This is a genomic window from Streptomyces sp. NPDC032745, assembly GCF_055579465.1.
Genome location: NZ_JBVING010000017.1, coordinates 127,000 through 153,000 on the forward strand (window position 1 = coordinate 127,000; position 26,001 = coordinate 153,000).

Annotated in this window: 22 protein-coding genes; 10 read left to right on the plus strand and 12 right to left on the minus strand. The window is 73.6% G+C overall.

Translation table 11 applies throughout. From position 1 onward, the window contains the following. Window positions 1-79: 79 nt before the first annotated feature. Complete coding sequence (locus ACZ5WG_RS33915) at window positions 80-1,279, plus strand: S8 family peptidase (protein WP_468728238.1); 1,200 nt, start codon at window positions 80-82, stop codon at window positions 1,277-1,279. 28 nt (window positions 1,280-1,307) lie between these two features. On the opposite strand, the gene ACZ5WG_RS33920 is transcribed toward ACZ5WG_RS33915, so the two are convergent. The 3 genes from ACZ5WG_RS33920 to ACZ5WG_RS33930 all read right to left on the minus strand — a co-directional run bounded on the left by ACZ5WG_RS33920 (window position 1,308) and on the right by ACZ5WG_RS33930 (window position 4,780). Then, window positions 1,308-1,913, minus strand: a complete 606-nt coding sequence (locus ACZ5WG_RS33920) for a TetR/AcrR family transcriptional regulator (protein ID WP_468728239.1) — start codon at window positions 1,911-1,913, stop codon at window positions 1,308-1,310. A 90-nt stretch (window positions 1,914-2,003) separates the two neighbouring features. Further along, a complete protein-coding gene (locus ACZ5WG_RS33925) occupies window positions 2,004-4,010 on the minus strand; it encodes an AMP-binding protein (RefSeq protein ID WP_468728241.1) in 2,007 nt (668 codons plus the stop codon). After that, window positions 4,007-4,780 carry an SDR family oxidoreductase gene (locus ACZ5WG_RS33930; RefSeq protein WP_468728242.1) on the minus strand — a complete coding sequence of 258 codons (774 nt, stop codon included), beginning with the start codon at window positions 4,778-4,780 and terminating at the stop codon, window positions 4,007-4,009. Before ACZ5WG_RS33930 ends, ACZ5WG_RS33925 begins: the two co-directional genes overlap by 4 nt. A 77-nt stretch (window positions 4,781-4,857) precedes the next feature. On the opposite strand from ACZ5WG_RS33930, the gene ACZ5WG_RS33935 reads away from it, so the two are divergent. The 4 genes from ACZ5WG_RS33935 (at window position 4,858) to ACZ5WG_RS33950 (ending at window position 9,246) form a co-directional block, all read left to right on the plus strand. Then, window positions 4,858-6,126 (plus strand): exo-beta-N-acetylmuramidase NamZ family protein, encoded by a 1,269-nt coding sequence (locus tag ACZ5WG_RS33935; RefSeq protein ID WP_468728243.1) that lies wholly within the window; start codon window positions 4,858-4,860, stop codon window positions 6,124-6,126. 85 nt (window positions 6,127-6,211) lie between these two features. Continuing rightward, complete coding sequence (locus tag ACZ5WG_RS33940; protein WP_468728245.1) at window positions 6,212-7,654, plus strand: serine-threonine protein kinase; 1,443 nt, start codon at window positions 6,212-6,214, stop codon at window positions 7,652-7,654. Between the two features lie 150 nt (window positions 7,655-7,804). Further along, the gene (locus ACZ5WG_RS33945; RefSeq protein ID WP_468728246.1) at window positions 7,805-8,425 is read left to right on the plus strand and encodes a hypothetical protein; all 621 of its coding nucleotides are present in this window, start codon (window positions 7,805-7,807) and stop codon (window positions 8,423-8,425) included. A 29-nt stretch (window positions 8,426-8,454) separates the two neighbouring features. Further along, entirely contained in the window at window positions 8,455-9,246 is a 792-nt protein-coding gene (locus tag ACZ5WG_RS33950; protein WP_468728247.1) for a 3-keto-5-aminohexanoate cleavage protein, read from the plus strand. Here the strand turns inward: ACZ5WG_RS33950 and soxR are convergent. After that, complete coding sequence (gene soxR / locus ACZ5WG_RS33955) at window positions 9,227-9,670, minus strand: redox-sensitive transcriptional activator SoxR (RefSeq protein ID WP_468728248.1); 444 nt, start codon at window positions 9,668-9,670, stop codon at window positions 9,227-9,229. The two genes, ACZ5WG_RS33950 and soxR, sit on opposite strands and share 20 nt — an antisense overlap. A 112-nt stretch (window positions 9,671-9,782) precedes the next feature. On the opposite strand from soxR, the gene ACZ5WG_RS33960 reads away from it, so the two are divergent. Further along, window positions 9,783-10,244 carry a MaoC family dehydratase gene (locus ACZ5WG_RS33960; RefSeq protein ID WP_468728249.1) on the plus strand — a complete coding sequence of 154 codons (462 nt, stop codon included), beginning with the start codon at window positions 9,783-9,785 and terminating at the stop codon, window positions 10,242-10,244. Here the strand turns inward: ACZ5WG_RS33960 and ACZ5WG_RS33965 are convergent. From ACZ5WG_RS33965 to ACZ5WG_RS33975, 3 genes are all read right to left on the minus strand, one after another. Continuing rightward, the gene (locus ACZ5WG_RS33965) at window positions 10,235-10,888 is read right to left on the minus strand and encodes a TetR/AcrR family transcriptional regulator (protein ID WP_468728250.1); all 654 of its coding nucleotides are present in this window, start codon (window positions 10,886-10,888) and stop codon (window positions 10,235-10,237) included. The two genes, ACZ5WG_RS33960 and ACZ5WG_RS33965, sit on opposite strands and share 10 nt — an antisense overlap. Before the next feature lie 91 nt (window positions 10,889-10,979). After that, entirely contained in the window at window positions 10,980-11,270 is a 291-nt protein-coding gene (locus tag ACZ5WG_RS33970; RefSeq protein ID WP_468728252.1) for a YiaA/YiaB family inner membrane protein, read from the minus strand. A 59-nt stretch (window positions 11,271-11,329) separates the two neighbouring features. Continuing rightward, window positions 11,330-12,481, minus strand: a complete 1,152-nt coding sequence (locus tag ACZ5WG_RS33975) for an acyl-CoA dehydrogenase family protein (RefSeq protein WP_468728253.1) — start codon at window positions 12,479-12,481, stop codon at window positions 11,330-11,332. A 76-nt stretch (window positions 12,482-12,557) separates the two neighbouring features. Between ACZ5WG_RS33975 and ACZ5WG_RS33980 the strand changes: the two genes are divergently transcribed. From ACZ5WG_RS33980 to ACZ5WG_RS33995, 4 genes are all read left to right on the plus strand, one after another. Further along, window positions 12,558-13,211: a TetR/AcrR family transcriptional regulator gene (locus tag ACZ5WG_RS33980; RefSeq protein WP_468728254.1), complete on the plus strand. Its 654-nt coding sequence runs from the start codon at window positions 12,558-12,560 to the stop codon at window positions 13,209-13,211. A 149-nt stretch (window positions 13,212-13,360) separates the two neighbouring features. Beyond that, window positions 13,361-14,155 (plus strand): SDR family oxidoreductase, encoded by a 795-nt coding sequence (locus tag ACZ5WG_RS33985; protein WP_468728255.1) that lies wholly within the window; start codon window positions 13,361-13,363, stop codon window positions 14,153-14,155. 49 nt (window positions 14,156-14,204) lie between these two features. Next, window positions 14,205-17,276: a BTAD domain-containing putative transcriptional regulator gene (locus ACZ5WG_RS33990; RefSeq protein WP_468728257.1), complete on the plus strand. Its 3,072-nt coding sequence runs from the start codon at window positions 14,205-14,207 to the stop codon at window positions 17,274-17,276. 34 nt (window positions 17,277-17,310) lie between these two features. Beyond that, on the plus strand, window positions 17,311-18,558 hold the full coding sequence (locus ACZ5WG_RS33995) for an FAD-dependent monooxygenase (protein WP_468728259.1): 1,248 nt from the start codon (window positions 17,311-17,313) through the stop codon (window positions 18,556-18,558). A 28-nt stretch (window positions 18,559-18,586) separates the two neighbouring features. On the opposite strand, the gene ACZ5WG_RS34000 is transcribed toward ACZ5WG_RS33995, so the two are convergent. The 5 genes from ACZ5WG_RS34000 to ACZ5WG_RS34020 all read right to left on the minus strand — a co-directional run bounded on the left by ACZ5WG_RS34000 (window position 18,587) and on the right by ACZ5WG_RS34020 (window position 25,971). Beyond that, window positions 18,587-19,672 (minus strand): Zn-dependent alcohol dehydrogenase, encoded by a 1,086-nt coding sequence (locus tag ACZ5WG_RS34000; protein WP_468728260.1) that lies wholly within the window; start codon window positions 19,670-19,672, stop codon window positions 18,587-18,589. Window positions 19,673-19,798: 126 nt separating this feature from the next. Then, window positions 19,799-21,211, minus strand: coding sequence for an aldehyde dehydrogenase family protein (locus tag ACZ5WG_RS34005; RefSeq protein ID WP_468728262.1), 1,413 nt, complete (start codon window positions 21,209-21,211; stop codon window positions 19,799-19,801). Between the two features lie 102 nt (window positions 21,212-21,313). After that, a complete protein-coding gene (locus ACZ5WG_RS34010; protein WP_468728264.1) occupies window positions 21,314-22,816 on the minus strand; it encodes a CitMHS family transporter in 1,503 nt (500 codons plus the stop codon). Window positions 22,817-22,889: 73 nt separating this feature from the next. Continuing rightward, entirely contained in the window at window positions 22,890-25,169 is a 2,280-nt protein-coding gene (locus ACZ5WG_RS34015) for a molybdopterin-dependent oxidoreductase (protein WP_468728265.1), read from the minus strand. Window positions 25,170-25,350: 181 nt separating this feature from the next. Beyond that, complete coding sequence (locus ACZ5WG_RS34020; RefSeq protein WP_468728366.1) at window positions 25,351-25,971, minus strand: TetR/AcrR family transcriptional regulator; 621 nt, start codon at window positions 25,969-25,971, stop codon at window positions 25,351-25,353. Between the last annotated feature and the right edge of the window lie 30 nt (window positions 25,972-26,001).

The following is a 26,001-nucleotide window of genomic DNA, read 5'->3' on the forward strand; positions in this document are numbered from 1 at the left end:
TGATTTGCGCCTGTCAATCGGAACAGGGTTCTCCAGAACGTTTGACGCCCCACACGTCAGCAAGAGGAGAACTCTCCAGATGGCAACTCACAAGCGCTCGCGCACTTTCCGGTACGCGGCGGTCGGCACGGGAGTCGCTGCCGCGGCCACTGTTGCCCTGATCGCCAGCCCCTTAGCGGGGGCTGCGACACCGGCCGAGGGCACGGTGTACGGACTGGGCGCACCCGGTGCGATCAGCGGTAGCTACGTCGTCATTCTCGACGCATCCGCGAACAAGGAACAGCTGGCCAAGAAGTACGGCGGCGAGCTGCAGCGCACGTACAGCTCCGGGGTCAACGGCTTCTCGGCCTCGGGCATGAGCGAGACCGAGGCCAAGCGGCTCGCCGCGGACCCGGCCGTCGGCAAGGTCGTGCAGAACAAGAAGTTCACCATCAACGCCACGCAGGACAACCCGCCTTCATGGGGCCTGGACCGGATCGACCAGACGGCCAAGGCGGGCGACAAGAAGTACAACTACCCCGACAGCGCCGGCGAGGGCGTGACGGCGTACGTCATCGACACCGGCATACGCACGACGCACAAGGACTTCGGCGGCCGCGCGACGTCCGGCTTCGACGCGGTGGACAACGACGACAAGGCCGACGACGGCAACGGCCACGGCACGCACGTCGCGGGCACCATAGCCGGGACCGCGCACGGCGTCGCCAAGAAGGCGAAGCTGGTCGCGGTGCGGGTGCTGGACGACAACGGCTCCGGCACGACCGAGCAGGTGGTCGCCGGGATCGACTGGGTCACCCAGCACCACTCGGGGCCCTCGGTGGCCAACATGAGCCTGGGCGGCGGCGCGGACGAGGCCCTCGACGAGGCGGTGCGCCGGGCCATCGCCTCGGGCGTCACCTTCGCGGTCGCGGCGGGCAATGAGTCGGCCGACGCCGGACAGGGATCCCCCTCGCGGGTTCCGGAGGCGATCACCGTGGCGTCGAGCACCATCGACGACGAGCAGTCCTCGTTCTCGAACTTCGGCTCCGTGGTGGACCTGTACGCGCCGGGTTCGGACATCACGTCCGACTGGAACGACAGCGACACCGGCACGAAGACCATCTCGGGCACCTCCATGGCAACCCCGCACGTGGTGGGCGCCGCGGCGGTCTACCTGGCCGGGCACCCGTCCGCGACCCCGGCGCAGACGGCCGCGGCGCTGACGGCCGCGGCCACGGCGGGTGCGGTGAGCAACCCGTCGCCCGGCACGGCGAACAAGCTGCTGAAGGTGGCCCCGTAACGGGTGACCCGACGCACTGACCGTGCTCCTACGGTCGCAGCGCGCGCAGCAGCAGGTCGGCGAGGTGATCGGCGACCTGCTGCGGTGTGAGCGGGCCGTCCGTGCGGTACCAGGTGGACAGGTGGTGGACGGATCCGAAGTGGTAGTCCACCACCAGGTCCGCGGGCGTGGCGGTGGAGAAGACTCCGGTGCGCTGGCCTTCCTCGACCAGCGCCCGGAAGCGCTCGTGGTAGCGCCGGCGCTCCGCCCGTACCTGCTTGAACTTCTCCGGGCTGAGCTGGTGCATCGACCGGAAGAAGATCGCCGCGTCGTCGAGGTTCTCGATGGTGGTGACCACCACGTCGGCGGCCGCGGCGCGCAGCCGCTCCTCGACCGGGGCATCGGAATCGGCCACCGCGTCCAGGCGCTGCTGCTGGAGGCGCAGCATCCGCGAGTACACCTCGTGCAGCAGGTCGTCCTTGGATCCGAAGTAGTGGTAGAGCGCGCCCTTGGTGACCCCGGCCGCCTCGACGATCTCCTGTACGGAGGTGCGGTCGTAGCCGCGCTCGGCGAACAGCCGGGTGGCGACGGCCAGCAGCCGCTGCGGCACCGGGGTCTCGTGCGTGCCTTCGGGCTCCGTGGTCCTGGCAGCCATGGCGCTGACCTTCCCTTCCCTGTTCTCTGGTGCGTACGACCGGCCGTACGCACCAGCCGTACGACCGGCTGTACGACCGTACGACTGTTTTCAGCCGCGGTCGCGCAGTTCCCGTCGCAGGATCTTGCCACTCGTCGTCTTAGGCAGGACAGGCAGGATCTCCACTTGCCTCGGGTATTTGTACGCGGCGATGCGGGCGGCGCAGTACGCGGACAGCTCCTCCGGCTGCGCCGAGGTGCCGGGGCGCAGGCTCACGTACGCCTTCACGCTCTCCCCGCGGTACGGATCCGGGACGCCGACCACGGCCGCCTCGCGCACGGCGGGGTGCGTGTAGAGCACGTCCTCGACCTCGCGCGGCCAGACCTTGAACCCCGAGGCGTTGATCATGTCCTTCTTGCGGTCGACGACGTAGAGCCAGCCGTCCGCGTCCATGAACCCGACGTCGCCGGTGCGCAGTTCGCCGTCCGGGAAGGCCTTGGCAGTGTCCGCCGGCAGCCCCCAGTAGCCGGGGACGACCTGGGGCCCGCGGACGGCTATCTCGCCCGTCTCGCCGAAGGGCACCTCGCCGCCGTGCTCGTCCAGGATCCGTACGAGCGTGTCCGCGCCGGGCAGACCCACGGAGAGGGTGCCGGAGGCGGGGTCCACCGGGGCTTCGAGGTGCACGGGCACGGAGGCGCAGGGTGCGGTGCACTCGGTCAGGCCGTAGCCGTTGCGCAGGTAGAAGCCGAAGGCGGCGCGGAGGCGTTCGACGAGGGCGGGCGGGAGCGGGGCGCCGCCGGAGGAGACCACCTGGAACGAGGCGAAGTGGTCCGGGGTGACCTCGGGGTGGGCGGCGAGGGCCATGAAGGCGGTGGCCGGGCCGACGGTGTAGGCGGGGCGGTGCTCGAGGAAGGCGTCGAGGACGACGCCGGCGTCGAAGCGGTGGGCGAGGACGAGGGTGCCGGCGTTGGCGAAGCAGGCGCCGAGCTCGCAGACCATGCCGGTGATGTGGAACAGGGGCGCGAGTGCGAAGTACGCGGCGCCCTCGGGGAGCGGGTGTCCGGTGACCTGCCGGACGGCGTTGTGGGTGAGCGCGCCGTGCGGGTTCATGGCGCCCTTGGGGGTGCCGCTGGTGCCGGAGGTGTAGCTGATGAGCGCGGTGTCGGCGGCGGTGAGGCCGGGGTCCGGCGGGGCGGGGTGGCCCTGGCGGGCCACGGCGGTGAGGTCGGCCGGGGTGGGGGCCCGGGGGGCTTCGGCACCGGGACCGGCGGGTCCGGGCCGCCGGGATCCGGCCTGTGGGTGTCGCGGCTGCGGGACCGGTCCAACCGCGCCTGCCGGCGCCGGGGCAGAGCCCGACGCGGCCTGGTCCGGCTCGGCCAAGTCCGGCGCGATCCGGTCCGGCGCGGTCCGGTCCGGCGCGGTCCGGTCCGGCGCGGTCCGGTCCGGCACGGCCGGGACCGGCACGGCCGGGACCGACACGGCCGGGACCGACACGGCCGGGACCGACACGGTCCGGTCCGGCACGGCCAGGTCCGGCGCGGCCGGGACCGGCACGGCCAGGTCCGGCGCGGGCCGGGGTGGCGTGGGGGCGGAGCTGGGTTCCGCCGGGGCGAGGACGCGCGGGTCGTTCCGGGTCTGGAAGTCCCGGTCCGAGGCGGTCAGGGCGACCCGCACGGCCGTGCCGCGGACGGCCTCGGCCACGTACGCCGACCACGCGCGGCCGTCGCAGACCAGCGCGGCAGCCCCCGAATCCCGCAGGATGTGCCCGATCTCACCCGATTTGTACATAGGGTTGAGCGGGACGACCACCGCCCCGGCCTTCCAGGCGCCCAGGACGGCGAGCACGAAGTGCGGGGTGTTCTGCAGCATGACGGCGACCCGGTCCCCGCGGCGGATGCCGTGCGCCGCGAGGTGGCCGGCGACCGAATCGGAGAGCGCGTCGGTCTCCGCGTAGCCGATGCGGCCGTCGAAGTAGGCCAGCGCTGTGCGCTCCGGGGCCCGGGCGACGGCGGCGCGGAAGGCGTGCAGCACGCTGGGCGGCGGGGAGACGGGGGCGCGCTGGGCCGGGCTCAGCAGCCCGGTCCACGGCTTGGCGGCATAGCCGGAGGACCGGGTCACCTGGTCTCCCACTTCTGCTGGAGGTGGTTCATGCCGGCGAGCCAGCGGTCCGGTCCGGTGGCGCGGGCGGCGTAGTAGTCCGCGACCTCGGGGTGCGGGAGGATCAAGAACCGGCCCTTCTCCATGCCGTCGAACAGTGCGTCCGCAACCGCTTCCGGCTCGATCGCGGTCGGCGCGAGGACGAGTTCGCCCGCCGAGCCCGCGGCCGTCAGCATGTCGGTGCGGACCCCCTGCGGGCAGATGGCATGGACCTGAACGCCGCGGTGGCGGTAGGTCAGCGAGAGCCACTCCGCGAAGGCGAGCGCACCGTGCTTGGTGACACTGTACGGCGCCGCCCCGATCATGGTCAGCAGCCCTGCGGCCGAGACGGTGGACACGAAGCGCCCGCTCCCGCGCTCCAGCCACTCGGGCAGCAGCAGCCGGGCAGCACGGACGTGCGCCATGACGTTGGTGTCCCAGGCCGCCTCCCACACGGCCTCGTCGGCGAACGCATCGCCGCCCGAGGCGAGTCCGGCGTTCGCGCAGTAGACGTCCACCCGTCCGCCAAGGGCCTCGCGGGCCTGCGCCACGACGGCCGAGGCATCGCCCGGGACCGCGATCGCCCGGGCGCCGATCGCGCCCGCCACGGCGGCGGCCTTGGCGGCGTCGAGGTCGTTGACCACGACCGTGGCCCCCTCGGCGGCGAAGCGGTGGGCGAGGGCGGCGCCGATGCCGCCGCCCGCGCCGGTGACGACGACTCGCTGGTCCTGGTACGCGCTCACGGGGATCACCTTTCATGGCCGGATGCCGGGCAGACTAACCGGTCGGTATGTAGGGGTGGAAGGGGGCAGACGCTTAGCGTGGCCGGATGACGCTGTCACGACGGGGGCTGCTGGGACTGGCGGGGACGACGGGGGCCTTGGGGACTCTCGGGGCGGTGGGCGCGGCGCCCGGACGGGCATCGGACCCGGCGGCGGCAGCCACCGACCGGGTACGCACGGGCTTCGAGCAGCTCGCCGCGGACGGCTACGCGGTGCTCGCCGGGCAGCGTGTCGGGGTGGTCACCAACCCCACCGGGATCACCCCCGACGCCCGCCACCTGGTCGACGTACTGCACGCGGACGCAAGGGTGAACCTGGTGGCGGTGTTCGGGCCGGAACACGGGTTCCGCGGGACGGCGCAGGCGGGCGACTCGGAGGCGGCCGGGCGCGATCCGGCGACCGGGCTGCCGGTGTACGACACGTACGGCAAGAGCGGGCAGAAGCTCGCGGACGTGTTCACGGCGGCCGGGATCGACACCGTCGTCTTCGACATCCAGGACGTCGGGGCGCGCTTCTACACCTACATCTGGACCCTGTACGACTGCATGCGCGCGGCCGCGCTGGCCGGCAAGGCGGTGGTCGTACTGGACCGGCCGAACCCGGTGGGCGGGCGGCGGGCCGCCGGGCCCGTGCTGGAGCGCGCGTACGCGAGCGGCGTGGGCCGCGAGCCGATCGCGCTCGCGCACGGGATGACGGTGGCCGAGCTGGCTCTGCTGTTCAACGGGGAGTTCCTGGCCGCGCAACCGGTCAGGCTGAGCACGGTACGGATGACCGGGTGGCGGCGGGATTCCTTCTTCGGGGCGACCGGACTGCCCTGGGTGCCGCCGAGCCCGAACGTGCCGACGCCGGACACGGCCCTCGCCTATGCCGGCACCTGCCTGTTCGAGGGCACCAACCTTTCGGAGGGGCGCGGGACGACCACGCCGTTCGAGGTGGTCGGCGCGGAGGGCGTGGACCGGCGGTGGGCGGAGGCGGCCCAGGAGCTGGGGCTGCCGGGGGTGTGGTTCCGGGAGGCCTACTTCACGCCGACCTTCTCCAAGCACGTCGGGAAGGTGTGCGGCGGGGTCCGGCTGATCGTGCACGACCGGGCGGCCTTCGACCCGGTACGGGCCGGCATCGGGCTGCTGGTGACCGCGAAGCGGACGTGGAGCGGTTTTGCATGGCGCACGGACCACTGGATCGACCAGCTGACCGGCTCGGACCGGGTCCGGAGGATGGTGGACGCGGGGGCCGGGGTGGAGGAGATCGCGGCCGACTGGGCGGCAGGGCTGGAGCGGTTCGCGGCGGTGCGGGGGCGGTACCTGCTCTACCCGTGAATCCTTGCGCGGCAGGGGTCTGGCCGGGCGGGGGCCGCAGCAGGATGCTGGACGGCACCGGAGAGGCGGCGCGGAGGGGGACCCCATGTCGGACGGAACGGTCAGAGGTCTCGGTGCGGATCTCAGTGCGGGTACGGGTGTGCGTGCGGGCGCCGGGATCGGGGTCGGTCCGTACGCGGAGCTGACCTTCGACTCCGACGGGGACGTGGACCGGAGCACGCAGGACGCGGTGGCTGCGCTGGAGGCCACCGATCTGCTGGTCTTCGCGCACGGCTGGAACAGCGACCGTTCGACGTCGACCCGGCTCTTCGACCGCTTCTACGCCCCCTTCCCGGGGCTGGTGGGGGCGGGGGTGCGGCTGGGGTACGTGGGTGTCGTCTGGCCCTCGATCCGGTTCTCGGACGAGCCGATTCCGGACTTCGACCCCCACGCCACGCTCGCCGAGCCGAGCCACGGGACGGCGCTGGACCCCGCCACGCTGCGGGCGCTCGGGGAGTTCTGGCCGGGGCGGGTGGCAGAGCTGGACCGGGTCGCCGAACTGCTGGAGGACCGGCCGGAGTCGGCGGCCGCCTTCATCGAATTCGGCGCGCTGGTACGGGAGCTGGCGGGTGTGGACGCGGTGGACGCACCCGATCCGGCGGAGGCGTCCGACGCGGCCGTCGCGGGTGTCGCAGCAGTCACGGGTGTCGCAGCAGTCACGGCCGTCGCGGACCCGGCCGTGCGGGACGTGCGGGACGTGCGGGACGTGCCCGCCATCTTCACGCACGACGTGCTGGAGGTGTGCCGGGCCTTCACCGAGGGGCTGATCGCGGCGGGCGCCCTGCCCCGGGGCGCCGCCGGGCAGGGCTTCTCCCCCGGCGGCGGGCTGCGCGCGCTGTGGAACGGCGCCAAGGAGCTGCTGCGGCAGGCCACGTACTACCAGATGAAGAAGCGGGCCGGGGTCGTGGGCGAGCGCGGCCTCGGCCCGGTGCTGGCCGAACTGGCGGGTCACCGCCCGGCCCTGCGGATCCATCTGATCGGCCACAGCTTCGGGGCCCGGGTGGTGTCCTTCTCGCTGCGTGCGGTGCCGGACGGGGCCCGGTACGTGAAATCCGCGACCCTGCTCCAAGGGGCCTTCTCCCACTACGCCTTCGCCGACCGGCTCCCCCACGACAAGGGCAGCGGCGGCGCGCTGCGCGGGATGCAGCGCCGGGTCGACGGCCCGGTGCTCGCCTGCCACTCCCCGTACGATTCGGCCCTCAAGGTCTTCTATCCGCTGGCCTCCCGGATGGCAGGGGATTCGGCCGGTCTGCTCGGTTTCGACGAGCGGTGGGGCGCGATCGGTCACGACGGGGTGCAGGCGGTGCCGGGCGCGCCGCGGATCAGCCTCGACACGGCCCTGCGCCAGGGGGTCCCGGAGGCCGGTTGCGTCAGTGTGGACACCGGGTCCGTGGTGCGGCGCGGCGGTCCGCCCTCGGGGGCGCACAGCGACATCTGCCACGAGGAGCTGGCCCGGCTCGTGGTTGCTGCGGGGCGCATGGGGCGCTGAGTTCCGGCCATGTGCCACCCGCACGCCTCGACCGCCCCCGCATGCGCCCGCACCTGACCGGGCATGTTGGGCACATCTCACGGTGCGTCGTCGTTCGACGTAGTACGACGCCCCCGGTGCGGGCGTGGGCGCGACGGAGGTGAAGGTGTGATGGCGGGATTCCGAAGTCTGGCGTACCAGGTGCGGGACGCACGCAATGACCGTGCCCTGCGGCGCCATTCGCTGCGCCGCTGCCTGGAGCGGTTCGCTCCGTACGGGCACCGGGCGACGTGGTGGCACCTGTGCGACCGGCACGGGATCGCCCCCGAGGACCGGGGAGCCGATCCGCAGCGGCTGGTCGCGGCGTTGGAGGAGCTGGAGGAGGCGCGGGCGGTCTGGCTGGAGTACGAGCGCCAGTTCGCGGAGCGGCGCCGGCGGGAGAAGTACCACGGGCTGCGCCGGCCGGAGTGGGCGTGGGGCGGCAGCGGGGACGCGGTGGTGCGGTGCGCCGATCCGGGGGTGCGGCCCGACGGGACGCTGGGCGAGGTGCTGCGGCGGCTGGTGGCGGCGCTGGAGTCGGAGCCGGGGACGGGGTGCCCGGTCTGCGGGGAGCAGGAGCTGCGCTGGCCGGCGCACCTGCCGGGGCAGAGACGGGGGCCCCGCGCGGGGCATGGCAATTGGGAGGGCGCGTGGGCCTGGGACGGGCCGGTGTGCGCGGGCTGCGGGATCGTCGTGCCGAGGCCGGCGCTGGCCGACTCGGCCTCGGCCACGGATCCGGCTTCGGCGGCATGAGGTCGCGGGGGCTTCGGGTGCCGGCGCCGGTGTCGGTGCCAGCGCCGGTGTCGGTGTCGGTGTCGCTGAACGGCGGGCGCACTGCCGCCGACGGCGGCGCCGTGCCCCTGTCCCCGCCGGACGTGGTGGAGTCGGTCCTGGGGGCGGTCGCCGCCGGGGCCGGGGAGGTGCTGGTCCATCCGCGGACCCCGTGCGGCCGGGAGAGCCTGTCGCCCCGGGTCGTCGGGCCGCTGCTGGAGGCGGTGCGGGGCACGGGGGTCTCCGTACCGCTTTCGGTGTCGGCGGGCATCGGGGCCGAGCCGGATCCGGCGGGGCGGCTGGAGCGGGTCCGGTCCTGGACGGTGCTGCCGGACCGGGCGGTGGTGCATTTCGCGGAGCCGGGGGCCGAGGAACTGGCCGAGGCCCTGCTGGCGCGGGGCGTGGCGGTGGACGCCGTGGTCCCGCTGGGCGGGCAGGGCGCCGGGGCGGGGGCGGAGCCTGGGGCGATGGAGCCGGAGCCGGGAGCGCTCGCGCGGTTCCTGGCCTGGCCGGTACGGGACCCCGCGCGGATCCGGCTGGCGGTGGAGCTGGCGGTGGCCGATCCGGCGCTGGTGGCGGGGCTGCGGTGGCTGCCGCCGGTGCCGCTGCTGCTGTTCGGGCGGGAGGCCGCCGCCTGGCCGGTGCTGCGGCTGGCCGCGCGGTGCGGTGCGGGCGCGCGGATCGGCGTGGGCGACGTACTGCACCTGCCGGACGGGCGGCCGGCGCGCTCGAATGCCGAGCTGGTGTCGGCGGCCCTCGAGGCGGTCGCTGCGGAGAGCGGCGCTACAGCCTGGAGCCGGTGAGCTGGTCGCCGAACTTGTCGTCCGGGTTGGACAGGGCGCAGGTCTTCAGCGAGAGGCAGCCGCAGCCGATGCAGTCGCTCAAGTGGTCGCGCAGGCGCATCAGCCGGGTGATCCGCTGGTCGAGCTCGGCGCTCCAGGCCTCCGAAAGCCGGGCCCAGTCCTCACGGTTGGGGGTGCGCTCCTCGGGGAGCTGGGCGAGTGCGTCGCGGATGGCGGCGAGCGGGATGCCGACGCGCTGGGCGGCGCGTACGAAGGCCACCCGGCGCAGTGCGTCGCGGCCGTAGCGGCGCTGGTTGCCGGCCGTGCGACGGCTGCTGATCAGGCCCTTGGTCTCGTAGAAGTGCAGCGCGGAGACGGCCGCGCCACTGCGGGCGGACAGTTGGCCGACGGTGAGCTCGTGGATTTTCTCGGGAATCTGCGGCACGACGCCGAGGGTAGTCGGCCGGGCCGACATTCGTTGACAGACGTGTCGTTGACAGATACATGCGGCCCCAGCATGCTGAGCAAGCGCTTATTCGCCAGGGAGAGGGAGAGGCATGGCCGAGCCGAGGATCTTCACGTCCGCCGAGGAGCTGCACGCAGGGATCGGGGAGGCGCTCGGCCCGAGCGGGTGGCTGGAGGTGGACCAGAAGCGGATCGACCTGTTCGCCGATGCCACCGGTGACCACCAGTGGATCCACGTGGACCCGGAGCGGGCCGCGGGCGGGCCCTTCGGCTCCACCATCGCCCACGGCTACCTCACCCTGTCGCTGCTGCCGAGCCTGGTGCCGCAGATCATGCGGGTCGAGGGCATGAAGATGGGCATCAACTACGGCACGAACAAGGTGCGCTTCCCGGCGCCGGTGCCGGTCGGCTCGCGGCTGCGCGCCACCGCCGTGATCACGGAGGTCACGGAGGCGGGCGGCGGCGTCCAGGTCGCGGCGACGGTCACGGTCGAGCGCGAGGACGGCGACAAGCCGGTGTGCGTGGCGGAGTCGGTGTCCCGCTACTACTTCTGAGCCGTTGCGAAGGCGGGAGCCCCGGGGGCCCCGCCCACCATGCGCAGGACGAGGTCGGCGTAGAGCGCGCCGACCTCGTCGGGCGTGCGGCGGCCGGCCGCGTTGAACCAGCGGGCCACGTCGATGCACAGGGACAGCACGGCGAGGGTGGTGCCGGGGACGTCCGGCACGTCGAACTCCCCCGCCGCGACCCCGTCGGCGAGGATGCGGCGTACGGCGGCATCGCTCTGCCGGCGCAGTTCCACGATCTCGGAGCGGTGCTCCGGGGCGAGGGCGTCGAGCTCGTACTGGACCACGCGCGCGGTGGTGTGGTGCGCGGCGTGCCACAGCACGAACGACCGGACGGCGGCGTCGAGCCGTTCGGCGGCCGAGCCCGGGCCGGAAGCGGCGGTCTCCAGGATCTCGAGCGCCTTGTCGTGGCCGATCCGGCTGATCCGGTGGAGCAGTTCTTCCTTGGTCTTGTAGTGGATGTAGAGCGCGGCCGGACTCATCCCGGCACGCCCTGCGATGTCACGCGTGGTGGTGGCGTGGTACCCGCGCTCCGCGAACGCTTCGACGGCGGCGACGAGCAGCCGCCGCGCGGCGTCGGGGGTGACCTCCGACCACGGCCGGTAGCCGCCTGTCGTCTCCTCCGCGCTGTCCATCGCTCGCTCACCTTCTTCGCCCTGTGGAAGGAACACCCTACCGGAGGGTGAGCAAGCGCTTAGCGGACTTCGGCGACAGAGCGGCCCGCGTTCAGACCTTCGGCTGGAAGGGGTCGTAGTCGGCCATGATCTTCTCCATCCGGGCCTGGTCGACCCGGGTGACGATCTGGGTGAGCTCCTGGCGGTCGCGGATCACCTTGGCGAGGGTGAAGGCCGAGGTCGTGAGGTAGAGGACGGCGATGCCGAGGAAGGCGCGGACCCAGCCGTCCACCTGGAGGTTGTAGATCCCCAGGGCCACGGCGCAGATCGCGATGCCGAAGGACGCCACGGCCTGGCCGTAGTACGCCGTCGAGTTGCGCTGCTTGACCGGTGTCTCGTTCATGGGCCCAGCATCGGACGGCGTGACCGGGGCCACATCCGCACACGTACTCAGATGCGTACTCAGAAGGCGGAGACACCGGTGCGGGCGCGGCCGATGAGCAGCTTCTGGATCTGGCTGGTGCCCTCGTACAGGGTCATCACGCGGGCGTCGCGCAGCAGCTTGCCGGCCGGGTACTCGTCGATGTAGCCGTAACCGCCGTGCACCTGGAGGGCGTTGCTCGCGGCGCGTACGGCGGCCTCGGAGGCGAAGAGCTTGGCGGTGGAGGACTCGGTGGCGAAGGGCTGCCCGCGGTCGACGAGGTCGGCCACCCGCCAGGTCAGCAGCCGGGCCGCGTCGACGTCGACCGAGATGTCGGCGATCAGTTCCTGGACCAGCTGGTGGTGGGCGATCGGCTTGCCGAACTGCTCGCGCCGGGCGGCGTACGAGACGGCTGCGTCCAGCGCCGCCTGCGCGATGCCGACGCACCCGGCGGCGACCGACATCCGGCCCTTGGCGAGGGCCGACATGGCCACGGAGAAGCCCTTGCCCTCGGGGCCGACCATCGCGGAGGCGGGGACGCGGACGCCGTCGAGGGCGAGTTCCGCGGTGGCCTGGCCGCGCAGGCCGAGCTTGCCGTGTATCTCGCGGCGGGTCAGGCCGGGGGTGTCGGTGGGGACGAGGAAGGCGGAGACCCCGCGGTGGCCGGGCTCGTCACCGGTGCGGGCGAAGAGGAGGACCACGTCGGCCCAGGTGCCGTTGGTGATGAACATCTTGCTGCCGCTGATGACGTACGCGTCCCCCTCGCGCACGGCGCGGGTGGTGAGGCCGGCGGCGTCGGAGCCGGTGCCGGGCTCGGTCAGGCCGAAGCAGCCGAGCGCGTCGCCGGAGCACAGGCGGGGCAGCCAGGAGCGCTTCTGCTCCTCGGTCCCCCAGGCGGCGAGGGTCTTGGCGACCAGGCCGAGCGAGACGGAGACGAAGCCGCGCACGGCCGAGTCGCCGCGGCCGAGCTCCTCGGTGACGAGGACGTAGGCGAGGTGGTCGCCGCCGGAGCCGCCGTACTCCTCGGGGACGGTCAGCCCGAGGAAGCCGAGGCCGCCGAGCTTCTTCACGATGGCCCGGTCCACGCTCTCGGCGCGGTCCCACTCGGCGGCGTACGGGACGATCTCGCGCTCGGTGAACTCGCGGGCGAGTCGGCGTACGGCCTCCTGCTCCTCGCTCAGCTCCAGGTTCACCGGGCACCTCCGGGTGTGGCGGCGTGGACCGGCGCGCGTTAACTAGCACCGGTAGTTTATGGCGGGCAGGCCTACTATGTGGCGCATGGCCAGACCGCGCAAGCCCCTCCTCAGCCGAGACCGCATCGTGGAGGCGGCGGGCGCGCTGGTGGACGCGGAGGGGCTGGAGGCGGTCTCGACGCGGCGGCTGGCGGCCGCGCTGGGGGTCAGCGGACCCTCCCTCTACAACCACTTCCGCACGAAGGACGAGATCCTGGACGCGGTCGCGGACGCGGTGAGCGCGCGAGTCGACTTGTCGATGTTCGAGCCGGGGGCGGGCCGGGACTGGCAGGCCGCCCTGCACGACTGGGCGCACTCGTACCGGGACGCACTGTCCGACCATCCGAACATCGTGCCGGTGCTGGCGCGCGGCCCGGGCCGACGCCCGGCCGGACTGCGGCTGGCGGACGCGGTGTTCGGCGCGATGACGGCCGCAGGGTGGCCCCCGGCGCAGGCGACCCGGATCGGAGCCCTGATGCGGTACTTCATCCTGGGCTCGGCGGTGGGCTCCTTCGCCCGGGGTTTCGTGGACGACGAGGCTGCGTACGACCCGTCGGACTACCCCCACCTGGGCCAGGCCCATCTGCTGGCCGAGCATCAGCGCGAGGTGGACGAGGGCGCGTTCGAGACGGGCCTGGCCGCCTTGCTGGACGGGCTGGCCCTCCAGTACGAGGCGCTGCCCGAGGCCTGAACGGGAAGCTCGGCGGTACGGCGGCCGTGGGCCTGCGGCGGCCCCGTACGCCCGGTGAGCCGGCGGTGAGCGTGCGGTGAGCCGCCGCCGCGACTGTTGCCCCATCGCCGGATCCACCGAGGACCGGCCGCTGGGCGAGGGGCAGTCTCATGGGGATGAACACGGGCACGGGCACGGGCACGCTGAACGGCAAGACGGCGCTGGTGACGGGCGCTTCGCGCGGGATCGGCCGGGCGGTCGCGCTGCGGCTCGCGGCCGAGGGCGCGCTGGTCGCCGTCCACTACGGCGGCAACGAGGCGGCGGCCTCGGAGACCGTGACGCAGATCGAGGCGGCGGGCGGCCGGGCGTTCACCGTCCGGGCCCGGTTCGGCGAGGACGGCGCCGTGGACCGGCTGTTCGAGGGCCTGACCGCGGGGCTGGCGGGGCTCGGGCTGGACATCCTGGTCAACAACGCGGGCATCATCTCCGGCAATCCGATCGCGCACGTCACCCCCGAGGAGCTCGACCGGCTGCTCGCCGTCAACGTCAGCACGCCGTTCTTCGTGGTCCAGCGCGCGCTGCCGCTGCTGAACGACGGCGGCCGCATCGTCAACATGGGTTCGACGGCCAGCCGGTTCGCCGTCTCCACGCAGATCGGCTACACCATCAGCAAGGCGGCGCTGGAGTCGATGACGCCGTCGCTGGCCAACGAGCTCGGCGGCCGGGGCATCACGGTGAACACCGTCGCACCCGGCGCGGTGCGGACCGACATGACCGCCGGCTACACCGCCGTCCCCGAGGCGGTCGCCGCACTGGAATCCATCACCGCGCTCGGCCGGCTCGGCGAGCCCGAGGACGTCGCCGATGTCGTCGGTTTCCTGGCCGGCCCGCAGGGCCGGTGGGTGACCGGCCAGACGATCGACGTCTCGGGCGGGACCTATCTCGGCCCGATCGCCCACGTCTGATCGACCGATCAGCTGATCAACTGATCGACTCCGGTGGATAATCACCGGCATGCTGTTCGGAATCCTCGGTGAGACCCGGGCGTGGCACGACGACGGGGCCGAGGTTCCGCTGGGCGGACCGGCCCGCCGCGCCCTGCTGGCCCTGCTGCTGACCCACCCGGGAGAAGCCGTGCCGGTGGACCGGCTGGCCGACGGCGTCGACCCGGACGGGACGCTCTCGGCGCACGCCCTCCAGTCCCAGGTGTCCCGGCTGCGCAAGGCCCTCGGCCCGGGGGCCGCGATCGAGCAGGCCGGGGCCGGGTACCGGATCGTGGTTCCTCAGGAGGACGTGGACGCCTGCCGGTTCGAGCGGCTGGCCCAGGAGGGACGGGCCGCGCTGCGCGCCGACGACGCCGGGCGGGCCGTCACGCTGCTGCGCGAGGCGCTGGGGCTGTGGCGGGGCCCGGCGCTGGCCGGCCTCGCCGAGAGCGAGAGCGCCCGGCCTGCCGCCGTACGCCTGGAAGAGCGCCGGCTCGGGGCGCTCGAAGACCGGATCGAGGCCGAGTGCCTGCTCGGCGGGCATGCCGGCGCCGTACCCGAGCTGCGCGAGCTGGTCGGCCGCCATCCGCTGCGGGAACGGCTGGCGGGGCTGCTGATCCGGGCACTGTTCGCCGAGGGGGGCCCGGCCGCCGCGCTGGTGGCGTACGAGGAGACCCGGCGGCATCTGGCCGATGAGCTGGGCACCGACCCCTCCCCCGAACTGACGGCGCTGTACCGGGAGTTGCTGAGCGCCGATCCGGGACCGGCACCCACGGCGCCACCCGCGCAGCTGACGGCGTTCGTCGGGCGCGCCGGCGAGGTGACCGAGGTCGCGGGTCTGCTGCGGGTGGCCCGGCTGGTCACGCTGACCGGGCCCGGCGGCGTCGGCAAGACGCGGCTGTCCGTGGAGGTCGTGGGGGCCGCCGGCACCGGGGCCGGGGCGGACGAGGTGTGCTTCGTGGAGCTGGCCCCACTGCGCGACGGCGCCGGTCTGCCGCAGGCGCTGCTGAGCGCGCTCGGCCTGCGCGCCACCGGGCTGAGCGTGGGCGACAGCGGGCAGACGCCGGCCGACCGCCTGATCGCAGCGCTCTCGGACCGGATGCTCCTGCTCGTCCTGGACAACTGCGAGCACGTCGTGGACGAGATCGCGGCGCTGGCGGCGCGGCTGCTGGCGGCCTGCCCGCGGCTGCGGGTCCTGGCGACGAGCCGGGAGCCGCTCGGCATCATCGGCGAGAGGCTCTGGCCCGTGCGGCCGCTCGACGGTGACGCGGCGGTACGGCTCTTCAGCGAGCGGGCCCGCGCCGTACGGCCCGGTTTCACCGCCGACCCCGAGGTCGTCCGGCGGATCTGCGCGGCCCTCGACGACCTGCCCCTGGCCATCGAGCTCGCGGCGGCGCGCATCCGGACGCTGGACGCCGACGAACTCGCGGGACGGCTGGACGACCGGCTCGGGGTCGCGGCCCGCGGCAGCCGAGGCTCCGACGAGCGCCACCGGACGCTGCGCTCGGTCGTCGCGTGGAGCTGGGAGCTGCTCTCCGCGCCGGAGCAGCGGGCCGCACGGCGGTTCACGGTCTTCGCCGGCGGCGCTACGGCCGAGTCCGCGATGCGGGTGTGCGACACCGACGGCGAGACGCTCGAAGCGCTGGTCGACAAATCGCTTCTGGAGTTCTCGGGCGGCCGCTACCGGATGCTGGAGACGATCGGCGCCTACGCCGGAGAACAGCTCGATGCGGCGGGCGAACGCGATGCGGTCCGGCGCGCCCACGCAGGGCGCTTCCTGGAGCTGGCGCGGACCTGCGACCCGCATCTGCGGCGGGCCGAGCAGCTGGAGTGGCTGCCCCGCCTCACCGTCGAGCACGGGAACCTCCTGGCGGCCCTGCACTGGGCGGTCGAGTCGCCGGATGCGCGGACGGGCCTCGAACTGCTCGCCGCGGCCTCGCACTACCTGTGGATCCGGGGCATCTCCGCCTCGGTGGCGCCGCAGGCGATCATGCTCCTGGACGCGATGGGCCGGGTACCGGGCGAAGCGCGGGGCGAGGTGCGAGCGGACGCACGGGGCGAGGCGGCCGGCGAGACGATCCGCGGCGGGACGGGCGGGGCGACCGGCGGCGGGACGGGTGAGGCGATCGACGGCGGGACGGGTGAGGCGATCGACGGCTGGGCGGGTGAGGCGCCGCCGTGGGCCGGGCTCGGCGAGGAGTACGTCCTGTGCGTGCTGCTGGCGGCGTCGGGCACGGCGGGGCGGCCGGTGTGGCAGCGGCACCGGGCGGCGGCCGAACAGGCGTTGGCCGCCGCATGGCCGGGTGCCCGCCCGGGCCGCTACCCCGTCGGCCTGTTCCTGTGGATGATGCGGAACGCGGGCGGGGCCGGCGGGCAGAGCGCCTTCGCACTCGTCTCGGCCCAGCGCGACTGCCCCGAACCGTGGGCGCGGGCCGCAGCCCGGTACGTGTCGGGCTTCGGGCCCCTCGGTGAGGGGGATACCGCGCTGGCCGAGGAGACCTTCGGCGCCGCCGCCCGCGGGTTCCGCGAGCTCGGTGACCGCTGGGGCACCGCCCTGGCCCTGGACGCCCTCGCCGGTCTGGCGGGCGGGCGCGGCGACCGCGTACGGGCCGTCGCGCTCACCGACGAGGCCCTCGCGCTCACCGAGCAGCTCGGCGCCCTGGAGGACAGCGCCGACCTGCTGGTCAACCGGGCCGACCAGCGCGTCGGCGAGAACCCGGCGTCGGCCCGCGCCGACTATGCGGAGGCCGCCGCGCTCGCCCGCCGCGCCGGCAGCCCCACCGGTCTGGCGGCGGCGCTGCGCGGACTGGCCGACATGGCCCTGCTGGACGGGGATCCGGCCGGCGCGCAGCGGCTGTACGAGGAGGCTCTGGAGCGGGCCGACCCGCACTGGGTCAAGAGCGTCGGCACCCGGGTCCGTACGCTCGTCGGCCTCGGCCGCGTCGCCGAGGCGCGCGGCGACCGTGCAGCGGCCCGGAGCCGCTACCGGGAGGCCGCCGAGGCAGTGCTGAGGACGGGGGCCGGCACCCCGGAGGCGCTCCGTCTGCTGGGCCTGCCCGCGGACGTCGCCGAACGCGTCGTCGAGGCGGTGAGCACGCGGTGAGCACGCGGTGAGCCCTGCCGAGGAAGCTCACCGAATGGACACCACAGAGACGAAGAACGTCAGCGTACTGATCTCCGGCGCCTCCGTCGCCGGCCCCGCGCTCGCCCACTGGCTCCACCGGTACGGCTTCGCCACGACCGTCGTGGAACGCGCGCCCGCCCTCCGCGACGGGGGCTACGCCGTGGACTTCCGCGGCGAGGCCCATCTGTCGGTCCTCCGCGGCATGGGCATCCTGGACGCCGTCGAACGGGCCCGGACCGGCATGGGCTCCATGTCGTACGTCAACAGCGCGGGCAAGCCGCAAGCACAGCTGCCCGCCGATCTGTTCGCAGGAGACGTCGAGATCCTCCGCGGCGACCTGGCGCGGATCCTCTACGAAGCGACCGCGCCGCACACCGAGTACGTCTTCGGGGACTCCGTCACCTCGCTCACCGAGGACGCCGAGGGCGTGACCGTCACCTTCGAGCGCGGTGCGCCGCGCCGGTTCGACCTGGTGATCGGTGCGGACGGGCTGCACTCCACCACCCGCCGCCTGGCGTTCGGCCCGGAGGAGCGGTTCGTACGGCACCTCGGTGTCCACTGCGCGATCTTCACCACGGCCAACCGGCTCGGGCTCGACCACAGCGGACACGCCTACCGCACGGCGGGCAGGCTCGTCGCGATGTACAGCGCCCGCCACAACACCGAGGCCAAGGCCGTCTTCTACTTCGCCTCCCCGCTCCTGGACCTCGACCGCCGCGAGGTCGCGCGGCAGCAGGCCGTCCTCGCCGAGCAGTTCGCGGGCAACGGGTGGGAGAGCGACCGGCTGCTGGAGGACATGCGCTACGCGCCCGACTTCTACTTCGACTCGGTCGGGCAGGTCCGCATGGACTCCTGGAGCCGGGGCCGGGTCGCCCTGCTCGGCGACGCCGCCTACTGCCCCTCGTCCCTGTCCGGCATGGGTACGGGACTCGCCCTGGTCGGCGCGTACGTGCTGGCCGGCGAGCTGGCCGCGGCGCGCGGGGACCACCGTGTCGCGTTCGCCCGCTACGAGGGCGAACTGCGGGAGTACGCGGCGGGCTGCCAGAAGATGGGCGACGGCGTCGCCGGGCTCATGGTTCCCGGGAGCCGCCTCATGGCCGCGCTCCTCAACCGCTACTACAAGGTCATGCCGTATCTGCCGGGGAAGGACATGGCGGCCAGGATCGCCCGCAAGACCGCCGAGAACATCACGCTGCGGGACTACGGCGAGTGGGACCGGCTCCGGCCGCGGAACCCCGCCCTCCCGAAGGCGGGCGGGTGAGCGCTCCGCGGCGACGCCGCGCGGTGTCCTACGGCTGGAAGACGACCAGCGAGCGGCCGCCCTTGCCGGCGAGCATCGCGTCGAAGGCGGCCGGTATGCCGTCGAGGGTGATGCGGTCGGTGACCAGGGAGCCGAGGTCGAGGCGGCCCGCGCGGACGTGGTCCGCGATCACCGGGAGATCGCGGGCGGGGTCGCTGTTCCCGTAGACGCAGCCGGTGAGGGTGCGGGCGAAGTGGAAGATCTCCATGGAGTGGAAGGTGACCTGCTGCTTCTTGCCGCCGATGCCGACGACCGTGGTGCGGCCGCCGCGGCGGGTGGAGTCCCAGGCCCCGCGGATGGTCTCCGCCCGGCCGACGCACTCGACGGCGACATCGGCGCCCTGGCCGCCGGTGAGGGCCCGGATCTGCTCGGCCGTGGTGTCGGAGGCGAGCACGAAGTCGGTGGCCCCGGCCGCACGGGCCAGCTCCTCCTTGGCCGGGGAGACGTCGACGGCCACGATCGGGCCCGCTTCGGCGATCCGCGCCGCCTGGAGGGCCGCCAGGCCGACACCGCCGACGCCGAAGACGGCGACGGACTCGCCGGGGCGGACCCGGGCGCTGTTGCGGACGGCGCCGTAGCCGGTGAGCACCGCGCAGCCGAGCAGGGCGGCCTCGGCGAGCGGGATCCCGGCGGGCGCGGGCAGCACGCAGTTGGCCGCGACGACCGTCTCCTCGGCGAACGCGGCCACGTTCAGCCCCGGGTGCAGCGGCGTGCCCGCGGCGTCGTGGGCGTAGACCGCGCCGACCCCGGTGAGCGCGTTGGCGCAGAGCCAGACCTCGCCGATCGAGCAGTGGTGGCACTGCCCGCAGGACGGGGACCAGTTGAGCACCACGCCGTCGCCGGGGGCGACGTGCGTGACGCCCTCGCCGACGGCGAGGACCGTGCCCGAGCCCTCATGGCCGAGGACGGCGGGGACGGGCACCCTCATGGTGCCGTCGGTGAGGGAGAGATCGGAATGGCAGACACCGGCTGCGGCGAGCCGCACCCGGACCTGACCGGGGCCGGGATCGGGCAGGACTATCTCCCGTATCTCCAGCGGGGCTCCGACGGCGGGCAGGATGGCGGCGCGGACCATGGTCGATTCCGTCTCTCGGGGCTCAGGACTACAGGGCGGCTTGGATCGGCAGGGCGGCTCAGAGCTGCGGACGGCTCAGAGCTGCGGGCGGCTCAGAGCTGCGGGCGGCTCAGAACTGCGGGCGGCTCAGAACTGCAAGGACTTGGTCTGGAGGTACTCGGCCAGACCGTGCGGGCCGAGCTCGCGGCCGACGCCCGACTGCTTGTAGCCGCCGAAGGGCGCGAGCGGGTTGAAGCGGCCGCCGTTGATGTCCACCTGGCCCGTGTCCATGCGCCGGGCGAAGGCGACGGCGGTCTCCTCGTCCGCCGCCCAGACCGCGCCGCCCAGCCCGTACACGGTGCCGTTGGCGATGCGGAGGGCGTCGTCCTGGTCCTCGTACGGGAGGATCGACAGCACCGGGCCGAAGATCTCCTCCTGCGCGATCGTCATCTCGGGCGTGACGTCGGCGAACACGGTCGGGGCGATGAAGTACCCGTGCTCGTGCGGAGCGTCGGGGCCGCCGGCGACGAGGCGCGCGCCCTCCTCGACACCCTTGGCGATGTATCCGCGGACGCGGTCGCGCTGCTTGGCGTTGACGACCGGGCCGAGGCGGGTGCCCGGGTCGCGGGGGTCGCCGGAGGGGTACGACGCGACGGCGGCCGCCGCGAGCGAGACGGCCTCCTCGTACTGGTCGCGGTGGACGAGCATCCGCGTGAGCGCGTTGCAGCTCTGGCCGGAGTTGTTCATGACGTGGCCCACACCCGTCGAGACGGCCTTGGCGAGGTCGGCCCCGGGCAGGATGACATTGGCCGATTTTCCGCCGAGCTCGAGGGCGACGCGCTTGACGGCGGCGCCGGCCGTGGCGCCGATCTGCTTGCCGACCGCGGTGGAGCCGGTGAAGGAGACGAGGTCGACCCCTTCGTGCGCGGCCAGCGCCTGGCCGGCGACCGGGCCGGTCCCGGTCACCAGGTTGAACACTCCGGCCGGGATGCCCGCCTCGTGCACGGCCTCGGCGAAGAGCTGTGCGGTCAGCGGGGTGTCCTCGGCGGGCTTGAGGACGATCGTGCAGCCGGCGGCGAGAGCGGGCGCCACCTTGGCAACGATCTGGTGCAGCGGGTAGTTCCAGGGCGTGATGGCGCCGACGACACCGACCGGCTCCAGCAGCACGGTGGAGTTGCCGATCCGCCCCTCGAAGGCGTACGAGGCCGCCAGCTCGGCGTACGAGGAGGACACCGCGACCGGCGCTCCCACATGGACCATCTCCGAGAAGCCCCGCGGAGAGCCGAGTTCGGCGGTGATGATCTCGGCGAACTCGCTCTTGCGGGCGATCAGCACGTCACGCAGCGCCGCGATCAGGGCGGCCCGCTCGGCCGGAGCCGTGGCCGCCCAGCCGGGGAACGCGGCACGTGCCGCGCGTACGGCCGCGTCCACGTCATCGGCGTTGCCGGCCGGCACCCCGCCGATGATCTGCTCATCGGCCGGGTTGACCACCTCGATCCGGTCGCGTCCGGCGGCGGTCCGCCACTCGCCGCCGATGTACATCCCGTCGTGGGCCTTCATGGCTTTCCTCCCGAGCACGCACGAGCGCGCAGAGACCTGACCTCGTTCGAACACCCTACAAACTAGCGTCGGTAGTTTTCGGCGCGCCAGGCGTGTCGGGGGTCAGATGATGCCGAAAAGCATCCCTGCCCCGAGGACGACGAGGGAGGTGAGGACCGCCCACTTCACGGTGAACCGGGTGTGGTCGCCGAACTCGACCTTGGCCATGCCGACCAGGACGTAGACGGCGGGAACCAGCGGGCTGGACATGTGCAGGGCCTGGCCGACCAGCGAGGCGCGGGCGATCTCGAGCGGGGAGACCCCGTGCGCGGCGCCGGCCTCGGCGAGGACCGGCAGGACGCCGAAGTAGAAGCCGTCGTTGGACATGAAGTAGGTGAGCGGCAGGCTGAGCAGGCCGGTGATCAGGGCCATGTGCGGACCCATGCCCTCGGGGATGGCGCCGACGAGCCAGTCGGCCATGTGCTTGACCATGCCGGTGCCGCTGAGGACGCCGGTGAAGACGGCGGCGGCGAAGACCATGCCGGCGACGTTGAGGACGTTGTCGGCGTGGGCGGCGATCCGGGCCTTCTGGTCGGGCATGTGCGGGAAGTTGACGGTGAGGGCGAGGGCCGCGCCGAGGAGGAAGAGCACGGGGATGGGCAGCAGCTCCGTGATCATCGCGGTGAGGAGGGCCACGGTGAGGCCGGCGTTGAACCAGTAGAGGTGCGGCCGGAGGGTCGCACGGCGCGGATCGAGGCCCTGGAAGCCGTCCTCCGGCGCGGCGGAGTCGGGCACCGGGCCGGAGTCGGAACCCGACCCGATGCCCGTACCGCCGGAGCTGGAGCCGGAGCTGGAGCCGGAGCTGGAGCCGGAGGCGGACGGCTTGGCCGGGACCGCGGTCCCGCCCTCGGCGGACCCGGTGGCGCCGACGAGCAGCCGCTCCTCGGCGGGCTCGGGGATCTGCCCGGACACCTCCCCGGGCACCTGCTCCACGTCGCCGGGCAGGACCAGCGTGCCGATCCGGCGGCGCTCCTTGAGCCCGAGGACGTACGCGAGGACGAACACGAACAGCAGACCGACCGCGAGAGCGGGGATCATCGGGACGAAGACGTCGGAGGCGTCGACCTTGAGGGCGGTGGCGGCACGAGCCGTGGGGCCGCCCCAGGGCAGCGTGTTCATGACGCCGTTGGCGGTCGCGGCGACGCCCGTCATGACCACCAGGCTGAGGCCGAGCCTCTTGTAGAGCGGATACATGGCCGAGACGGTGATCATGAACGTGGTCGAGCCGTCGCCGTCGAGGGAGACGATCGCGGCGAGGACCGCGGTGCCGACCACGACCCGTACCGGGTCCGCCTTGCAGAAGCGCAGGATGCCGCGCACGATCGGGTCGAACAGGCCGACATCGATCATCACGCCGAAGTAGACGATGGCGAACATCAGCATCGCGGCGGTCGGCGCGAGTTTGCCGACTCCGTCGATGACGTAGTCACCGAGGTGGGCGCCCTTTCCTGCGAACACGCAGAACAGCGCGGGGATGAGGACGAGCGCCGCGATGGGCGACATTTTCTTCATCATGATCAGGACCAGGAAGGTGGCGATCATGGCGAAGCCGAGGAAGGTCAGCATGCAGGGAACGTAGGTGCCTCCTCCTTATGCCAACAAGACGTCGGCGCGTGAGCAATACGAGCAAAACCCCAGCTCAGGGCAGGGGTGTCAGTTCGACGGGGAAACCGTTGAGCACCGCCGTGCCGGACAGCGGGTCGAGCCGGGAGCCGTCGAGGAGCTGGTTGACGTTGACGCCGGGCGCGGCGGAGGCGACGGAGAGCCGGGCCCCGTCGCGGTCGTGACCCCAGCCGTGCGGGAGGCTCACCACGCCGGCGCGGACGGCGTCGGTGACCTCGACGGGGACCTCCAGGCTCCCGCCGTCGGCGGTGATCCGGGCCAGGCCGCCCGTGGTGAGGCCGAGCCGGCCGGCGTCCTCCGGATGCACCTGGAGGGTGCATCGGTTGGAACCTCCGGTGAGGGCCGGGACGTTGTGCAACCAGCTGTTGTTGGACCGCAGATGGCGGCGGCCCACGAGCACGAGGGCGGCGGGGCGGTCGGCGAGCGCCGCGCGCAGCCTGGGGAGCTCGGCCGTGATCGGGTCCGGGAGCAGCTCGATCCTGCCGCTGCGCGTCCTCAGCACGCCGGGGAGCCTGGGCCGGAGCGGGCCCAGGTCGATACCGTGCGGGTGCGCGAGCAGCCGCTCCAGACTGAGGCCCTCGCCCGCGCCTGCGCCTGCGCCTGCACCTGCACCCGCGCCCGCTTCGGGGGCGGAGCCGGCGCCGAACCGGTCTCCGTACGGTCCGAGTCGGAGCATCAGGTCGAGCCGCCGCTCGGGACCGCTCTCCCCGGTGAGCAGGCCGGCCAGGCCCGCCGGGTCCTGTCCGTGCAGCGGGGAGCGCGGGTCGGCGGTCTCCTTGGCGAGGGCGCCCTGGATGACCATGTCGTCGACGGCGCTCGGGGCGGCGGAGCCGTGCATGCCGGAGACGGCCAGGACGAGGCGGGCGTGGATCTCGCACTCGTCGAGCCGGCCTGCTTCGAGCGGGACGGCAGGGCGGGTGTAGCGCGCCTGGTTGCGGATGGCGAACCCGTTGAAGGCGAAGTCGTGGTGCGCGCTCTGCGAAGGCGGCGGCGGAGGCAGCACGACGTGGGCGTGGCGGGAGGTCTCGTTGAGGTAGGGATCGATGCTCACCATGAAGTCGAGCCCGGCCAGGGCCGCGTCGAGGCGCCGCCCGTCGGGGGCGGACAGTACGGGGTTGGCGGCGATGGCGACCAGGGCGCGGATCCGCCCCTCCCCCGGCGTCTCGATCTCCTCGGCCAGGGCGGCCATGGGCAGTTCGGCCTTGGCCTCGGGGTGGCCGCTGACCCGGCTGCGCCAGCGGCCGAGGGCGAAGCCTTTGCCGGGCCCGGCGGGGCGTGGCCGCGGACCGGCGGCCGGGAGCGGGAAGAGGACTCCCCCGGGCCGGTCGAGGTTGCCGGTGAGGATGTTCAGCACGTCGACCAGCCAGCTGGCGAGCGTGCCGTACTCGACGGTGCAGCTGCCGATGCGCCCGTAGACGGCGGCGGTGGGCGCGGCCGCGAGCTCGCGGGCGAGGTCGCGGATCTCGGCGGCCGTGAGGTCGCAGACGGGGGCAACGGCCTCAGGAGTGAAACTACCGAGCGCCTCGGCGAGTTCCCCGAGACCGTCGGTCCATTCCTCCAGCGTGCCGGGGGCGGCGAGTTTCTCCGCGAGGAGGGTGTGCGCGAGGGCGGCCAGCAGCAGGGCGTCGCTGCCGGGGCGCGGCGCGAGGTGCCGGTCGGCGAGCTTGGCCGTGCGGGTGCGGCGCGGGTCGACGACGACCAGGGTGCCGCCGCGGGCGCGCAGCGCCTTGAGCCGGCCCGGGAAGTCGGGGGCGGTGCACAGGGAGCCGTTGGACTCGACGGGGTTGGCACCGAGGAGGAGCAGGAAGTCGGTGCGGTCGAGGTCGGGGACCGGGATGGCGAAGGGGTCGCCGAAGAGGAGCCCGCTGGAGACGTGCTTGGGCATCTGGTCGAGGGTGCTGGCGGTGAAGAGGTTGCGGGTGCCGAGGGCCTTGAGCAGGAGCGGCGGGTAGAGGGCGCCCGCCATGGTGTGCACGTTCGGGTTGCCGAGGACCACGCCGACGGACTGGGCTCCGTACTTCTGCACGAGGGCCGGGATCGCGGCGGCAATGGCCTCGTACGCCTCCTCCCAGGTCGCCTCCCGGAGCTGTCCGTCGCGGCGGACGAGGGGGGTGCGCAGACGGTCGGGGTCGGCGTCGATCGCGCCGAAGGCCGCGCCCTTGGGGCAGATGAAGCCGCGGCTGAAGACGTCTTCGCGGTCGCCGCGGGCGCCGGTGACGGTGGCGCCCTCGACGGTGAGGGTCAGGCCGCAGGTGGCTTCGCAGAGGGGGCAGATGCGCAGGGCGGTGCGGGGCATGGGCCCTCCAGGGGCGGCAGGCTGCGGCACGAACACGCGGGCACCCTGAGCATACCGACCGGTAGGCATGGTGGGGAGGGGGTGCGGCGGCCGGCGCGGACGTCGCATCGCACCCCGGGCGGGTGCCCGGGCGGCGCGCCGGCGGCTGCAGAGGCATCGGCCGGGGCGGGGGCGGGGCGGGTCAGTCCAGGGCGTGGGCGAGGTAGGCGTGCATCATCGTCCGGATCTCGGCCACGATGGCGGGGTCGCCGGCCGGGTCGGCCCGGAAGGCCAGCTTCGTCAGCGCGTCCGTGGCCTCGACGGCGACCAGGACCGCCCGTTCCAGGGGGGCGTCCGGGGTCAGGCCGAGGTGCGCGCCGAGCAGTCCGGTGAGGCGTACGGCGACCAGCCGGTTGGGGTCGGCGGCCGGTCCTTCGGCGGGCGGGGCGGGCACGCCGAAGTCGACGAGCGCGAAACCGGGGACGGTGCGCTTCATGGCCAGGTACTCGTCGAGGACGGCGTCCACGACGGGCCGCCAGTCGCCAGCCGGGAGGGCGGCGAGGCGCTCCGCGATGCCTTCGGTGTACCGGTCCAGGTTGCGGTGCGCGAGGGCGATGGCCATGGCGCGCTTGTTGCCGAAGAAGCGGTAGACCGAACCGATGGGAACGCCGGCGCGCAGGGCGACGGCCCGGGTGCTGAGGTTCTCGTACCCGGTCTCGTCCAGGAGTTCGGCGCAGGCGTCGAGGATCCGGGCGAGCCGGTCGGCGCTGCGCTGCTGGATCGGCGTACGGCGCAAGGGGTGGGCGGGGGGCACGTGGTCCATCATGCCGCTCCTGGCTTCTCGGTACACCGG